Here is a 15,859-nt window from a genome sequence, read left to right on the forward strand (position 1 = left end):
TATCAATCAGACGTTTAGATAAAAATCAGGGTTGAAAACTTTGTATAATATTTTTACACAATATTAAGGACTTGACTTTTAGTTTTGTCAAATTGTCCAGCTTATGTTGGAATTCGCCGCTAAAAGTGTGAATTGCGCCGCTAACCAAAGGAAGAACGCCGCTAAAACACGAAATCCCGCCGCTTCAGATCTTTCTATCTACCATTATCGAGGCAATAGCACGCCTAATATCTGTAACTATTAGTAAATTATTTCGTCAAATTGGCAAATGAAAAAATTTTTGTTGCTAATTTTGTTGGTAAGTCTTTTTTTGGTTTCTGCTTGTACAAATGGAAAAACGCAATCATTAGAAACCTTTTATAAGGATACAAAAATTGAAAAAATAGATAAAGTGGTCATCCAAGATGGTTCAACTGGTGCTTCAAAAACGATAACTAAGCAAGAACAAATCAATGATTTCATTTCTCTGATTAAAGATATAAAGTATACTCCACAAGACAATCAAGAAACACGTGTTGGATGGAAATACGGTATTACTCTTTTTGATAGTGAAAGAAAATTTAAATTCACACTAAGTGAAATTGATAATACCTACTATGATTCAAACCCGGATATTTATCCTATTGTAGAAAACTATTACAAACAGTTGGAAATTGTAGAAAAGTAAAGCTTATAATAACTAATGACCTCTTTTATTGAGGTTGTTTTTATGCATTTCAGAACATCAACATCTATAAAACAACTTTCATGTTCTAGTGGTAAATTTTAAAATAATAACGATCCACGCGCTGCAAATCATTTTTTATGTAAAGACACAAAAAACCGATCTCCTAAGAGATCGGTTTTTTATTTAAATGATTATTGTGCAGCTTTTGCGCGAAGAACCATTTGTAGGATACCACCGTGACGGTAGTAGTCTACTTCTACTTCTGAGTCGAAACGAGCTAAAGCTTGGAAAGTTTTAACTGAACCGTCTTCAGATTTAGCAGTTACTGTTAAGATTTCACGTGGTTTCACGTTGTCAGTAATGTTAACAGAGATTTCTTCTTTACCAGTTAAGCCTAAAGTATCAGCTGATTCACCTGGCATGAATTGAAGTGGAAGAACACCCATCATTACTAGGTTAGAACGGTGGATACGCTCGTAAGATTGTGCGATAACTGTTTTGATACCAAGTAAGTTAGTACCTTTAGCAGCCCAGTCACGAGAAGAACCCATACCATAGTCGTTACCAGCAAGTACTACTAAGCCAGTACCTTGAGCTTGATATTTCATACATGCGTCATAGATATACTCTACTTCACCTGTTGGCCAGTAAGTAGTGAAACCACCTTCTGTACCAGGAGCAACTTGGTTACGGATACGGATGTTTGCAAATGTACCACGCATCATAACTTCGTGGTTACCACGACGAGAACCGTATGAGTTGAAGTCACGGATTGCAACACCGTTTTCGATTAAATATTTACCTGCAGGTGTTTCTTTACCGATTGCACCAGCTGGAGAAATATGGTCAGTTGTAATTGAGTCACCGAACTTCGCCATAACGCGTAAGCCTTCTAAGCCTTTAATAGCTTCTGGCTCTTTCGCAAGACCTTGGAAGAATGGTGGGTTTTGGATGTAAGTTGATTTGTCATCAAATGTGTATAGAGACTCAGTTGATGTTTCAATTGCATTCCATTTTTCGTTCGCTGTGAATACAGTTTCGTATTCTTTTTGGAATAATTCACGGTTAACTACAGTACCTAATACTGCGTTAACTTCTTCAGTTGTAGGCCAGATATCAGCGAAGAATACTTCGTTGCCATCCTTGTCTTTACCGAATGAATCTTTTTGTAGGTCGACATCCACAGTACCAGCAAGTGCATAAGCAACAACAAGTGGTGGTGAAGCTAAGTAGTTAGCTTTTACAAGTGGGTGTACGCGGCCTTCGAAGTTACGGTTACCAGAAAGAACTGAAGTTACGAATAAGTCGTTATCTTTGATAGCGTCTTCGATTTCAGGAAGTAATGGACCTGAGTTACCGATACATGTTGTACAACCGTAACCTACAGTGTTGAAACCGATTTGGTCAAGGTAAGTTTGTAAACCTGAATCTTCAAGGTAACCAGTTACTACTTTAGAACCTGGTGCTAAAGAAGTTTTTACCCATTTAGGCACTGTTAGACCTTTTTCTACAGCTTTTTTCGCAACTAAGCCCGCAGCGATTAATACGTATGGGTTAGATGTATTTGTACAAGAAGTGATTGCAGCGATTGCTACAGCACCTGTTGGGATTTCTACATCGCCTTCAGCAAATTTAGCTACAGAAGTTTTTGAGAATTCATCTTCAGTTAAACCGAAACCTTGTGTACCTTGTGGTGCCACTACTGCTTCTTTGTAACGAGTACGCATTTGAGATAGTGGAATTAAGTCTTGTGGACGTTTTGGACCAGAAAGGTTTGGTTCGATATCAGCTAAGTTTACTTCTAGTACGTCAGTGTAAACTGGCTCTAAAGTTGGATCGAAGAACATGTGGTTAGCTTTTAAGTAAGATTCTACAACCGCGATGTGCTCTTCGTCACGACCAGTTAAACGCATGTAGTTTAATGATTCTTCGTCAATTGCGAAGAAACCACATGTAGCACCATATTCAGGAGCCATGTTAGAGATTGTCGCACGGTCAGCTAGTGGTAATTTAGTTACGCCAGGTCCGAAGAACTCAACGAATTTACCAACTACGCCACGTTGACGTAATACTTGAGTTACTTTTAATGCTAAGTCAGTAGCAGTAGTTCCGTTTGGAAGATCGCCAACTAATTTAACACCGATAACTTCTGGAATTGGGAAGTATGAAGGTTGACCAAGCATACCTGCTTCAGCTTCGATACCACCAACGCCCCATCCAAGAACGCCGATACCGTTGATCATTGTAGTATGTGAGTCAGTACCTACTACTGAGTCAGGGAATGTTTCGAAAGTACCGTCAGCATTTTCGTTTACGTGTACAACTGGAGCTAAATACTCTAAGTTTACTTGGTGAACGATACCTGTTGCTGGTGGTACAGCACGGAAGTTATTGTAAGCAGTTTGAGCCCATTTTAAGAAGTTATAACGCTCAGCGTTACGTTCGAATTCTAGGTCCATGTTTGCTGCTAATGCAGATGCATTACCGTATTTGTCAACTTGTACTGAGTGGTCAATTACAAGGTCAACTGGAATAGCAGGGTTGATTTTGCTTGGGTCGCCGCCCATTTCTTTCATAGCAGAACGTAAAGAAGCAAGGTCAACTACTACTGGTACACCAGTGAAGTCTTGTAATACTACGCGAGAAGGTTTGAATGGTACTTCTGCTTCTGGATCTGCACCGTTACCCCATTTTGCTAATTCGTTTACGTGCTCTTCTTTGATAACATATGCATCATATTGACGTAAAACTGATTCTAATAATACTTTGATTGAGTAAGGAAGGTTTGAAACTTTTGCAACGCCAGCTTTTTCAATCGCAGCTAAGTCATAGTAATTATAAGATTTACCATTAACTTCGAATGATGCGCGGCTGTTGTGTAAATTACCTTGTGCCATTTGCGGATCCCCCTAAATATCTTTTTGAAAAGGCTATATAAATTTTTAAAGCATCTTTTCTCCAATACCCATGATAGCTCATTTATATTCATAAGTAAATTACATTAATATTATCTTTTTCAATAAGTAATCCTTATGACCTTAATATCTAACCTAATGTTTTTAATTTTTTGATGTGCATAATATCAAGGTTTTACAAATCGGAGGTTTTTATACCCTTCTATTTAAGTGTATTTATCTGGGGTACTCGTTGTTTTTTTAAAATGGTACCCCACCTATAATATTGAATAATTTATAACAATCGCTCGGACAAGTACGTTATATAGTAGAGATCTTAACAAAGATAATAATTTACAACAACTTGTGTTTTTGTACAGGTAATTATATTTGAATAATTCAAAAAAGTCACTCATTTTATAAATAATGAGTGACTTTTCATGTACTTTTATTTTAGATACATTACAGGTTGTTTATCAAAACAAAATCCTTTAAACAATATGTTCTTAACTTAACAATCCAGAATTAGTTTTCTCTAAATATTGGACTTTACAATGCAATCTCGGTTCCAACCAAATCATATCGCGCTCTAGCTCTACCTTTGTAGCAATATGTTTGGCGATTTGACGAAAGGCTTCTTCTGGTTTAAATCCAAACTCAACATTAGCTAGAGCCTTTATTTTTTTGTTTATCATTGTGCCCACCAGAATTGAAAAAGGATTTTCGCTGTAACCCAAGATAACTGTATCCATAACTTTAAAATGTTTGTTGTACATCTGAACTTTTCGTGATAAATACAATTTAACTTTACTTTGCTATACTTGCACATAATTCATCCCAAATTATTCGGGATAAATTAACGATATTTAAGCCCTAGAGTGATTTTGATGTTAAAACTTTTATTTCGCTAAATGTCCCTTAATAAAATGAGTACTTTTCCTTATTAATGTGCAGAAATAATAGAGTTGTTTAATTTACAATAAAGACATTTAAAAAATAATATAGTTGTTTAAAAATTCTTATTCCATGAACGGAGGAGGTTGGTGGAAGCAATAGTAATTAGGTTTGACTGGGAAAATTGTCGATGATATAAAAAAAGACACCGAAGTGTCTTATGGTTTTCAAAATAAGCATACCGATAAATTGAAATTTAATTACTTAACATTATGCTTATCTTGGGAGCGAGGTATTTTATCGGTGACTGTATACAAACCATGTAATGCTTGCTGTTAATAATGCTGACGAAATCAAAGCTGTAAGAACACTATATGTTTGCCAAATAAGTATGGTTGACCAATCGAAAGCACAGCACAGTATACCCAGGGCAATCGTAGCGATCAGGAAAATAACTGTTACGAATATTCTCTTTTTTGTCATTGGCTGTCGCTCATTCGTTTTTCTTCTGCGTAATCCTAAGAGAAGTAGCAAAACGGCCAATAGGCAAAGAATAATTGTGATAGACGACAAAATGATATCCAAAAGCTGTGTGTCGCTTATTTCATATGACTGAGTTAGATTGCCGTCTAATATATCTTTAACTTTAAGTACCAGGTTTATATTGGTATTTGCACCGTTGCTCAGCAAGCAGACGGCTGTTCGTTCATTTAGCAGTATGGCTACTTCGGTTCTGAAATTTGGATTGCCCCCAGTGTGTTCTATAATCGTTTGGTCGGCGTTTACCGACCAGCCTGCCGCATAATACATATCGTTGACAGCCGAAACAGACATATCACCCCTATGTGATTTTTCGATAATCGTATGAAATATTTCGGGTATGTCCTGCACGATACCCATCTGTATGCCCATCCAACGCGCCATATCTTTTGTATTAGAAATGATGTAGCCTGCGGGTTTATTCCCAGCATAATCCGGAGCTTTAAATGGAGTTGTCATAAAAAAGGAAGAACGGTAGCCCTGTGCTAACTGTCCAGTGGCTTGAGCATCTTCTTTATAAACATACGTCTGGTGAAGACCTAACGGCTGAAATACCTGTTCACTCATAAAGTCTTCATAGCTTTGTCGTGACACAATCTCAATAACCAAACCCAATATGTCATAATTAACGGTTCCGTAGTTATACTGTTCACCGGGAGGGAACGCCAATTCAGCATCCACGAGCATTTCCACAGTCTTTTGCAACATATCCGGTGTATTGCCTTGTGGAATATTTTGAGTATGCCTAATATTTGTTAGACCACTGGTATGGTGAAGAAAGTTATTTAGTGTAAGGCTTTGCATATCAACAGGTTCCCCTTGATACTTTAACGTAAACCAAGGTAAATATTTTTGGACAGGGTCAGTCATTGAGAGCAGCCCTTGCTCTTCCAACAGCATAATACCCATACCGGTAAAAGCTTTACTGACCGAGGCTAACTCATAGAGTGTATTTTCACTTGCAGACAACCCCTTTTCACGGTCTGCATACCCTGAAGAAAAGTAGAACACTTCATCATCAGCAAGTATTGAGATTGACATTCCCGGCACACCTGATATACGACGGGCATCATCTAGCAACGCTTGTATTGCCGCAGATTTCGAATCTGACAACGCATAACTTTGTATTGAGAATCCTGAGAATAATATAAATATCGTTAATACAAAAACAATAATCTTTTTCATAAACCCTCCTTTTTGAAAAATTATAAGAGAATAATATAAATAACCTACTTTTACAACTACTAAACTAAATTTTAATTTATCTTTCTATTCACCTATATAATATCAAGTGATTGTGAATAGTTACACTTAAACGAACAGATGCGTTAGTTCAATAAGAAGTAAACAACTTTATTATTATTTTCTAAGTATTGTATAAACAGATAAATGGTAATTTAAAACAACTTCAAAGAGCTTGCTACGTTGAATGTAGTAAGGTTCTTAGCGTTTATTAATCAAAATTCAATAACTTTATTGTCATTATACAGTTAAAGGATAGCGCACTTTTATGGAACAACTCTATTGACATTAAACATCAAATTATTGATTTTTGGTTATGTTTTCCATAGCAGTCCTTTATTCTTATAATCATTTCATTACCCTATTAAGAATATAAAAAGAAGCTCATTAAATTAAGGCTTCTTTTGATTGTCAAATAGCTTTTACAGATGGTTTAAGCGATTGTGAAGCTACCAGATAAAATTTTCCAATTTCTGATTTTCGATTGTAAACTTCTTCTTCAACCCCACGAACAATAGATTTTAATATGAATATGCTTGCCCCTTATATTGCAAAAGATTTGAATAACTATTATTATTCAAAGATTTTTTGAGCTTACGGAAAACGACATACTATGGCTTAAGGGAGATTATCACGTGTATTAGGTCATTTAGAAAGGTAATATGAAGTACATTTTAATTTAGTAAAAAGGGGCTGTAATCGGAAAATCCTTTCCTGTTTATTTGTAAGAGCCCCTCTTCTTGGTTATACTTACTTTATTAGGGAAAGGAGTGTTGAGAATGAAAAGAAAAATTTTATTCGGTTCTGCTGCTATTGCCGTTATACTTATTGCCACACTTGGAGTTCGTGAATATGGGGCTCTTAAATATTCAAGCGACAAAGATGACTCAACAAATAGCAACATTGTAGAAGCATCCGAATCCCAAATTTATAATGCTGAAATCGGAGAATGGGTTTCTAAGATGAACGTATTACTTTCCGAACCGATGAACGACCCAAAATTGAAAAAAGCAAGTAACGATGAAGGTTTCGAGTATTACTTGAAGTCACTAGTAGTCAATGATGAATCACCAATCCATTTAATTAAAGGAAATAAAGAATTGGAAAAAGATTATATAAATTTGTTCCTTTTAACAAGTTATATATCTAATAAGCAAGCTGCCCGTACGGTACATTTAGATCCTAATGGTGAAGCAATGGAATCAACAGATTTAGTTAATCAATGGGCACCTACTGATAAAAATACGCGTATTGCATTCGAATACATGAAGCAAATTATCAATGATTTAGACGTTGCAATTAATCATAATGGAAAAGGTGAACTATATGGTGTGACGCATGTATTGAACGGTGATAAGGCTTCGAAAGTTAAAAAATTTGTAACCAGCAGTTGATAGCGAAGGTGCCGAAAGTTATTCGTCCCCTTTAGACGGTAGACATGTCGAAGATTTCGATTTTGTCTACTGTCTTTTTTTATTTGATGATTTGTCAAATCAAGTGCAACAATTGCTCATTAAAAGCCTCGTTTGCAGTTTTCCAACCAAGACATTTTCTTGGTCGGTTGTTGATATAGTTTGATAATTCTGTTAGTTCTTCTGGTGATATTTCATCGAAATTTGTTTGCTTAGGGAAGAACTCGCGAAGTAATCCATTTCCATTTTCGTTACTTCTGCGTTGCCAAGAAAAATAGGTCTAACACTTATAGCAGCTAAATTCTTTACCTCGGTCTGTTGTGGCTGTTTTTATAGCGCCTTTGGGTAATTTAGTATGAAGTAGACGTACTGCTCTTTCCATTGATTGAGCTGAGCGATCCGGTATCAAAAAGCCAACATACCACCGTGTCATTCGCTCAATAAATGTTGCTACACAACCTTTTGCTTTCCCACGTCCAGATACAACTGTATCTAACTCCCAATGTCCAAAGGTTTCACGTTTACGTACTTCTTTTGGGCGTTTAGAAATTGGTGTGCCAATGTTAAATCTTCCCCTTGTTTCGCGGGGCTTTTGGCGCTTTCCTTTTTGACAGAGAACGTTATAGGCACTTCTAAAAGACCATCGTAAATCCAGCGATAGATGGTTTTAAAACTTAGCTGTCCTTGATACAAGCGGCCGACAATTTATTCAGGCGACCATGTATCCCGTAACTTTTCTTGAACAGCTTCTTTTACTTCTGGCGTACATTTTGACCTGGCACCACAATTGGATTTATTTTGGTGGTAACGTACTTGCGCTTCGTCAGCCGTACTACCGGCGTGGCGTTTTATCTCTCTGGAAATCGTAGAAGGTTGACGATTTAAGAGTTTCGCTATTTTACGAATCGAATAATCAAGTTCCAGGTATGTTTCTATTTTTACACGTTCTGATATGGTAAGATGGGTATAGCTCATAACGATTCCTCCGTTTGAATGTTGGTGTGGTAACTACATTCTACACGAGGTCGTTATGGGCTTCCTTTATATTGACTTCTGGGTGTTGCACTTAATATTACAATCCGTCAAATATTAAAATCCCCCAGTAACCGATAAAATCTAACAGGTCATTGGGGGATATTTTTATCTAATTTATGTATGAAATTATTCAAAATAATAAAACCCAGCAAGAAGCTTTTGACATTGCAAAATCTTTAGATGAAGAAACCACAATGTATCAGCTTTATTTATCATAAATATATCATTTTTATCTAAATAGACATACAAAAAGACCAGGTACTCACCTTATAATGAGTGCCTAGTTATTTGTTTTGGTGATTTAAAAGTAATTTCTATAATCGTATTTAACGGAAAAATATTCACAAAGATTAATTTAATTGAAGTTCTGGTCGATATTAGGATAAGTATGGTAAATACTAAATAATCAATTAACTAGAAAGGTGGAATTCTTTAATGATTACTACAAGAAATTCAACAACTATGCAATATTTAATGTCACGTAGATCCTATAAACAAAATGGACTCACTCAAAAAAACAGTAATGACCGCACTTCTAAAGAGAGTCAAGAAAGAATAAACAATGTTAATAAAATTATCGAAGAAAGTAAAAGATCTAAACTCTCTACTAAACAGATTGAAACACTTAAAAGTACTGCTAAGGATGGTTTATTAGGCTCTAGTACTAATAAATTAGGACCATGGGGGCAACATAGCCTCCAAAAATTTTTATCAAACTCTAAGTACAATTCAACATTAAATGCTTATCGAAATTCAATATAAAATTATTATAATCAAAACACCCTTTAACACTTTTGAGGGTGTTTTGAAATACAATTAAACTGGCAAGGTATTACGTTTGACGTTGTGCAATAAAAAAGCCCAGGCTCTAAATTAATTGAGTACCTGAGCATTAAACTATTCAGCTACTATATTTGTTACTTGAGCCAACTTAGCTGCTTTAATTTTACTAGCTCCACCTTGTGCTGTAGCCATTCCAGTAAACGTTCCTGTTTTTAACACACCAATTAGCACCACTCTGTTCGATGTACGCTACCCAACCGAAACGATGCTTTAATACATCTAAGACATTTTCAACTGCTTGTTTTGTAGCGTATGTGCCTGTTAAGACGCGAAATTTACTAGTAACTGCGGAAGGCTTTTGTAGCTGTACATCACTTAAATTAATTAATTCAACGTGATTGCAAATTCCGAGTTCGGCGCGCCAGCAAATACAACCGTTCCGTTTTTCGGCAGTTTTACTTTGTTATTGTCGCTCGCAACGCTAAAATTAATACATACTCCCTTTTCATCATACACCGCGAACGAACTCTGCGATGGCAATGCCACAGTCATCGTTTTCCCTGCTACCGCTTGCGGGATCGTAAACCATTTCGCATGCCCATTTGCTTGCAGCGTAACTTTGGATTGGCCTGCATCAAGCGATTTTATGTTGGATCCATTTACGTATAACAATCCGGACATCTCCATGTATTCATTACCGCCTTCTGTATAAAAACGAGATTCCGTCGTATCACGGCCTGTCATCACGGGGATCTGAAGCTGATGCGCAGCCGTGTTTGGGCCAGTAATTTTTCTGCCGTCCCAATAACCATCTAGACCTTTATTACGATTAATTTGTGTTGTAAGCATCATTGGTACGAGATATTGAGCAGAACTATATTTCTCGTTTACAAGATAGTACTTGACGCCTTCCCGCTTTGCCCATGCGGCAGTGGCTTCCTTCGATAACACGTTGTCTTCTAGTTTCTCGGCTAAATAGTAAGTAACCACCTCTTGCCCTAAACCTGGCATCGATATAAATGTGCTTTCCTTCAAATATGTTCGTCTATTCTTCTCAGTGACGAAGTTGAGCTTGGAGGTACCTGACTCATTAATAAAGCTTCCATCCGCAGTATATACATATTTTTCTTCTGGATTAGATGGTAAGATCAGTTCTCCATTCTTCGCTATTTCTATTTTGAAATGACTGAAACTATTGCCGTAAAAACCCGCTTTCTTTGCTATGTCTTGAGGCATCTTGGCCTTGACCGGCTTGCCAAAAGATTTGTTCGGCTTGATTTCTTTAATTGTACCCTTCTCTTTAAGCGCTGCGAGCAATAATTCAGTCGCCATCAGTTGATTTGTAGAGCTGCTACCGCCGGATGACAATACAGCTACTGCCATCTTCTGTTCAGGAAGTACGACCAGTGAAGCATGTTGCAGTCCCGTGTCGCCGCCTTTAGCCAAGCCCTTTATCCCATATTCATTGAATGGATATAGTTTCACACTATCCCAGCCAAGACCATAGTTGATAATATTATCTCCATCCCCTGGCCACATTCCTTTTTTATATTCCTCTTGCTCCATCGCCTTGACAGCTTTATCAGAGAGGATTCCTTTTCCCTGTCCCATAAATATTTGTGAGAATCGCACCATATCTTCTGCTGTGGAAGAGATCCCTCCTGTACCAATCACATTCACCGATTCAGTAGGAAGCTGCCCTTGGTACGTTGGAAAATAAAGTCCAGCCCGCTTATCGTTTTCCCATTTGTCCTGCGGCGTTTTCGTATGATTTAGCTTTAAGGGTTTTGTAAACCGATGATGTATAAATTCGGTAAAGCTCATACCGCTGACTCTTTCCACCATAATCTCGGCAAGCGTAAAGCCGTCATTGCAATATACAGAGAACGCGCCAGGATCCGCCTTCAATTGCTGGTTTGACAATTGCCGCAACAAGTTATCATGGGCATAGGTATCATTATCTTTAAATAAAAATGTATTACTAAACGTACTACCTTGCAAGCCGGAGGAATGGTTTAACAGCATACGCGGCGTAATGTTTTTGTAACGCTCGTCTTTCATCTTGAAATCAGGAACATAGTGGACGACAGGAGCATCCAAATCGACTTTTCCTTCGTCGACCAATTTCATTACAGCCGCCGCTGCATACATTTTACTGACTGAACCAATCCCGTATAGGGTATCTTTGGTCAGCGGCTGTTTCCCTTTCATATCATTCTTTCCTGTCTGACCCGACAAAATAAGTTTGCCATTATCAATTAGCGCATACTGTACGCTAGTCGTCTCATAGGACTTCGTGAGTAGGGTAGCCTTCTCTGCCGCAATCTTTTTCAGTTCTTGACTAGCTAATTCTTGGCTAGCGACAACCATAGTCTGACTACTAGAAAACGCCATCGTCCCTGTTGGTAGGCTCATCGTTAACGCTAACGTAGCAGCTAACACCGCAGATAGTTTATTTTTCATAAATGAATAGCCTCCTTGATTTATAGATATACACTTCCTAAAACAATAATTAATGCCATCACAAATATAATTTTTTTGTTCACTTCAACACCTTGATTCCTCCTTTAACAAGAAATATTTACCATAAATAGAATATCAAAGTTTTATTTACTCGTAAATACAGTGATTGACTGATACCATATCGGACTTAAGACTTATGGTTGATTATGACTAAGAAAATTAAAAAGACCAGCTCGGTTGAATGATATGTAGGGACAGATTAAAAAATAAAATCTATTTATCTAAGGACTCGAATTAAAACTACATATTACTCGAAGAAGGTTACTATTCTATCAAAGAATTGTGTGAAAGGTTTTCATTAGATCATCAAACTTTATATGGAAAATAAATTATGAGGCAGGTGGACGTGAAGGATTACAAGAAGCACTTCGTGTAAATTCTATCCAAAAGAGTTAAAATTAGCAGGTGTGGAAGACTGAATTATTCACAGATGGAGGTGTTGGCGAAATATGAGATTAGCAGTACCTCTGTATTAAAAAGGTGGGTAAAAAAATATACAGGTCATAATAAATTAAATGATTCAAGTAAAGGAATGAGTTAAGCTATGACAGAAGGAAGAAAGACAACTTTTGCCGTTTTTATTTTATTAGATCCTTCTTTGGCTGCTTCAGCACCAGTAAATACACCTGTACTAACTCACTATAGCTTTCCGTCTGGCTCAATGATCGGGCGATTTAGAACGTCTATTCCACAGATGATTTGAACTTGGTTGATTGGAATTATGGCATGGTAGCAAAATTAAAGACAACAAATAGTAGAGGCGGCGCATTTGAATTTGGTCGTCTTTTCATTTAACAAAAGGTTTAGATTTAAGTGGTCTAGTTGTGAAGTGATTGGAATACCCCTGTAACAGAGTTATAGTTACGTACCAATAGCAAATATTGCACTGTGAGTAACGGCGCTTACTGGCAAAAGAGTCTTAAAGCAGTTTTCCTTATTTGTTTTTTTAATATCCTTTAAATACGTTGGATTTCGATCGGCAATTTTCATTGCTTCACTCAATTTCTGGACAGGAATATTTAATAGTAGGAGCGTAAGCAAATAAATTAAATTACATTATAAAATGATAATAACAATTATATGTAAAAAAGCCACGTTATTGCGGCTTTTTCAAAACTCTTTTCTAAATTTGTTTCTCCAAAAGGTTTCAGTTAGTAATATTTTCATTAAGGGGAATGATATCGAATAGTTGCTGATACACCGTTTGCAAAAGCTCCACCAGAAGTTGTTATTTCTACAGACAGAAGAGTACAACTATTTACTGAGAAATTTGACGTTGTAGTTGTACAACAATTTGGCGAAGCAGATGTACTAGGTCCTGTAATGGTTGCTATGATACCAGTAGGTACCGGGGCAGTAAAACCACAATTTGTACTTAAATATATTTGTGCAGATGCACTATCACCAGCAGTTAAATTATGATCTCGTATATTAAGAGTTAAACTTGTTATAACTGCATTTTGAGGAACAACAAATGTATTTTTAATGAAAGTAGCTGATGCACTTCCAATCCCAAGAAAATCATTGTTTGCAACGGATTGATCTGTACTTAAGTAAACTTCCATTAGGCCCGGACCATTCAAACCTGTTGGACCAGTAGTGCCAGTTACTCCTGTTATTCCTTGAAGCCCAGTTGGACCTGTTGGACCTGTTGCTCCTGTCGTGCCCGTTGTTCCTTGAAGCCCAGTTAGACCTGTTGCTCCTGTCGTTCCTGTTATTCCTTGGAGCCCAGTCGGACCTGTTGCTCCTGTTGCTCCTGTTGCTCCTGTTGCTCCTGTCGTACCCGTTATTCCTTGAAGCCCAGTTGGACCTGTTGCTCCTGTCGTTCCTGTTATTCCTTGAAGCCCAGTTGGACCTGTTGCTCCTGTTGCCCCTGTTATTCCTTGAAGCCCAGTTAGACCTGTTGCTCCTGTCGTTCCTGTTATTCCTTGGTGCCCAGTCGGACCTGTTGCTCCTGTTGCTCCTGTCGTACCAGTTATTCCTTGAAGCCCAGTTGGACCTGTTGCTCCTGTCGTGCCCGTTGTTCCTTGAAGCCCAGTTGGACCTGTTGCTCCTGTTGCTCCTGTTGCCCCTGTTATTCCTTGAAGCCCGGTTGGACCTGTTGCTCCTGTTGCCCCTGTTATTCCTTGAAGCCCAGTTGGACCTGTTGCTCCTGTTGCCCCTGTTATTCCTTGAAGCCCAGTTGGACCTGTTGCTCCTGTCGCTCCTGTCGTGCCCGCTATTCCTTGAAGCCCGGTTGAACCTGTTGCTCCTGTTGCCCCTGTTACCCCTGTTATTCCTTGAAGCCCAGTTGGACCTGTTGCTCCTGTTGCCCCTGTTGCTCCTATTCTCCCCTCTATTATTTGCAGTCCACTTTCTCCCGTTTCTCCGTTCAACCCACTTTGAAAGTTATTAATTTTCATAGGATCACCTCCTCCCCTATTTCATAATATTTTTATTAGAAATATTGAATTAGACATATCACTAGGTTATATGACCTGAAAAATAGATAAATGTAATCCAATAATATAATTATATTTATTTTACGTTTACTATCGTAGCGGATATGGTAATGGTTCATCATTTGCCTTAATTGTTGTTCTATTTATACTTCTAATTATTATCGTCTCTACTTTCATGAATAGAGAGTATTAATATTTTCGATTTAAGGGTCGCCTCCAGCCTGGTGACCCTTTTGTAGTTTCTTTCCTCAAAGCATTCAGTATTGGAAAGTAACCTTTAATGCACTTATAGCCTTTAGAATATCTTCTTCAAAAGGTGTACCCTTAGCCAAATCGAGATAAAACTCTTCCGTCTCTTTCACATAACGTTTTCGGAACTTTTCATTAGCAACCAAAGCACTTAACAAGTTGTGAAGTCGATCTGCTAATTTCACCATTTTGGCAATGGGATTATTTCTAATATCTTGGATATATACTTCCATTTTGTAGCCCTTACTTTTAGTTAAGATTTTCACAGCAGTTAGAACATCTTTTCCTCCATAAAAGAAAATCTCTTGTTCGCTTGCGTCTGTATCTTCTAATAAATCATGAAAAAGGGCTGTTATAATATATTTAGTATCTAAAAAGCCCTTTTTCTCTAAAATACTTGCAACTTCAATAGGGTGACTGATATATGGTTTTCCACCAATTCTTGTTTGCCCTTCGTGCTTTTCTTTCGCAAATAATAAACTACTAATTATCATTTCACTTCTCCTTTCAACATCTCTTTGCTGAACAATAGTAAAATGCGATGCTTTTATTCAAGCACCGCACTCATAAATTGATTAAAAAATTATTTTGCTGCCATTACTGCATAGTAATTGTTTTCATTATCTGCAAAATTAAATATCCTACCTGAAGGCATATTTACAATTTCTCCGACAATAACGTTTTTGTTTAAAAGGTCATTATATAATTTATCGAAATCTTCAGAGAAGAACATCAGAGAAGGTGTACCAAGATTCATTTCAGGTTGCATTTTAGCAATTAATTCCTTATTGTGGAGAATAATTGTTGTCCCTGCTTCTTTGGTTGGAGCAATTTCAATCCATTTCATTCCTTGGCCGTTATCTTCATCTGAAATGACACTAAACCCTACTTTTTCTGTCCAAAACTCTTTTGCTTCATCCTGGTTATTAACATACAACATAGTTGACCGACTTTATTAATCATTGATTTTTATACTCCCTTAAAATGTCTTACTTATCACCAAAACGTGTGGTTGATTTCCGTTCCGACTGGGCGCTTTGTAGCTGACGCTTCGCTTTCGCTACAGAAAACATTTGTTGCTGCCGCTTCGCTTTCGCTACAGAAAACATTTGTTGCTGCCGCTTCGCTTTCGCACAGAAAAAACATTTGTTGCTGCCGCTTCGCTTTCGCACAGAAAAA

At 37.4% G+C, this 15,859-nt stretch carries 11 protein-coding genes and 3 pseudogenes; 5 read left to right on the top strand and 9 right to left on the bottom strand.

The annotated features are described in order from the left end of the window. Nucleotides 1-268: 268 nt before the first annotated feature. Entirely contained in the window at nucleotides 269-667 is a 399-nt protein-coding gene (locus C7Y47_RS24235) for a hypothetical protein (protein ID WP_142511087.1), read from the top strand. Between the two features lie 191 nt (nucleotides 668-858). Here the strand turns inward: C7Y47_RS24235 and acnA are convergent, their stop codons facing one another. The 3 genes from acnA to C7Y47_RS24250 all read right to left on the bottom strand — a co-directional run bounded on the left by acnA (nucleotide 859) and on the right by C7Y47_RS24250 (nucleotide 6,180). Then, entirely contained in the window at nucleotides 859-3,564 is a 2,706-nt protein-coding gene (gene acnA, locus C7Y47_RS24240; RefSeq protein ID WP_142511088.1) for an aconitate hydratase AcnA, read from the bottom strand. A 503-nt stretch (nucleotides 3,565-4,067) separates the two neighbouring features. After that, nucleotides 4,068-4,337 carry a hypothetical protein gene (locus C7Y47_RS24245; protein WP_142511089.1) on the bottom strand — a complete coding sequence of 90 codons (270 nt, stop codon included), beginning with the start codon at nucleotides 4,335-4,337 and terminating at the stop codon, nucleotides 4,068-4,070. 415 nt (nucleotides 4,338-4,752) lie between these two features. Further along, nucleotides 4,753-6,180, bottom strand: coding sequence for a serine hydrolase domain-containing protein (locus tag C7Y47_RS24250; RefSeq protein WP_142511090.1), 1,428 nt, complete (start codon nucleotides 6,178-6,180; stop codon nucleotides 4,753-4,755). Between the two features lie 836 nt (nucleotides 6,181-7,016). Here C7Y47_RS24250 and C7Y47_RS24255 point away from each other — a divergent pair. Beyond that, nucleotides 7,017-7,631 carry a hypothetical protein gene (locus C7Y47_RS24255; RefSeq protein ID WP_142511091.1) on the top strand — a complete coding sequence of 205 codons (615 nt, stop codon included), beginning with the start codon at nucleotides 7,017-7,019 and terminating at the stop codon, nucleotides 7,629-7,631. 94 nt (nucleotides 7,632-7,725) lie between these two features. Here C7Y47_RS24255 and C7Y47_RS24260 read toward each other — a convergent pair. Continuing rightward, nucleotides 7,726-8,624: pseudogene (locus C7Y47_RS24260) on the bottom strand (IS30 family transposase). A gap of 495 nt (nucleotides 8,625-9,119) precedes the next feature. On the opposite strand from C7Y47_RS24260, the gene C7Y47_RS24270 reads away from it, so the two are divergent. Next, nucleotides 9,120-9,446 (top strand): hypothetical protein, encoded by a 327-nt coding sequence (locus C7Y47_RS24270; RefSeq protein WP_142511092.1) that lies wholly within the window; start codon nucleotides 9,120-9,122, stop codon nucleotides 9,444-9,446. A 405-nt stretch (nucleotides 9,447-9,851) separates the two neighbouring features. On the opposite strand, the gene C7Y47_RS24275 is transcribed toward C7Y47_RS24270, so the two are convergent. Further along, nucleotides 9,852-11,930: a serine hydrolase domain-containing protein gene (locus tag C7Y47_RS24275; RefSeq protein ID WP_142511093.1), complete on the bottom strand. Its 2,079-nt coding sequence runs from the start codon at nucleotides 11,928-11,930 to the stop codon at nucleotides 9,852-9,854. Nucleotides 11,931-12,534: 604 nt separating this feature from the next. On the opposite strand from C7Y47_RS24275, the gene C7Y47_RS25190 reads away from it, so the two are divergent. Further along, nucleotides 12,535-12,693 carry a hypothetical protein gene (locus tag C7Y47_RS25190; RefSeq protein ID WP_185903601.1) on the top strand — a complete coding sequence of 53 codons (159 nt, stop codon included), beginning with the start codon at nucleotides 12,535-12,537 and terminating at the stop codon, nucleotides 12,691-12,693. A gap of 463 nt (nucleotides 12,694-13,156) precedes the next feature. On the opposite strand, the gene C7Y47_RS26010 is transcribed toward C7Y47_RS25190, so the two are convergent. After that, entirely contained in the window at nucleotides 13,157-14,392 is a 1,236-nt protein-coding gene (locus C7Y47_RS26010) for a collagen-like protein (protein ID WP_142511094.1), read from the bottom strand. 148 nt (nucleotides 14,393-14,540) lie between these two features. Between C7Y47_RS26010 and C7Y47_RS24285 the strand changes: the two are divergent. Further along, nucleotides 14,541-14,624: pseudogene (locus C7Y47_RS24285) on the top strand (YjcZ family sporulation protein); the annotation flags it as partial. A 64-nt stretch (nucleotides 14,625-14,688) separates the two neighbouring features. Here the strand turns inward: C7Y47_RS24285 and C7Y47_RS24290 are convergent. The 3 genes and pseudogenes from C7Y47_RS24290 to C7Y47_RS25290 all read right to left on the bottom strand — a co-directional run. After that, nucleotides 14,689-15,174 (bottom strand): HD domain-containing protein, encoded by a 486-nt coding sequence (locus tag C7Y47_RS24290; protein ID WP_142511095.1) that lies wholly within the window; start codon nucleotides 15,172-15,174, stop codon nucleotides 14,689-14,691. An 89-nt stretch (nucleotides 15,175-15,263) separates the two neighbouring features. Then, nucleotides 15,264-15,643 (bottom strand): annotated as a pseudogene (locus C7Y47_RS24295) (VOC family protein). Nucleotides 15,644-15,669: 26 nt separating this feature from the next. Continuing rightward, nucleotides 15,670-15,859 (bottom strand): hypothetical protein (locus C7Y47_RS25290; RefSeq protein ID WP_221887687.1); only part of this gene is annotated, 190 nt, incomplete at its 5' end.

Origin of the sequence: Lysinibacillus sphaericus, from assembly GCF_006864135.1 — a bacterium.
In the GTDB taxonomy this organism is placed as follows: Bacteria; Bacillota; Bacilli; order Bacillales_A; family Planococcaceae; genus Lysinibacillus.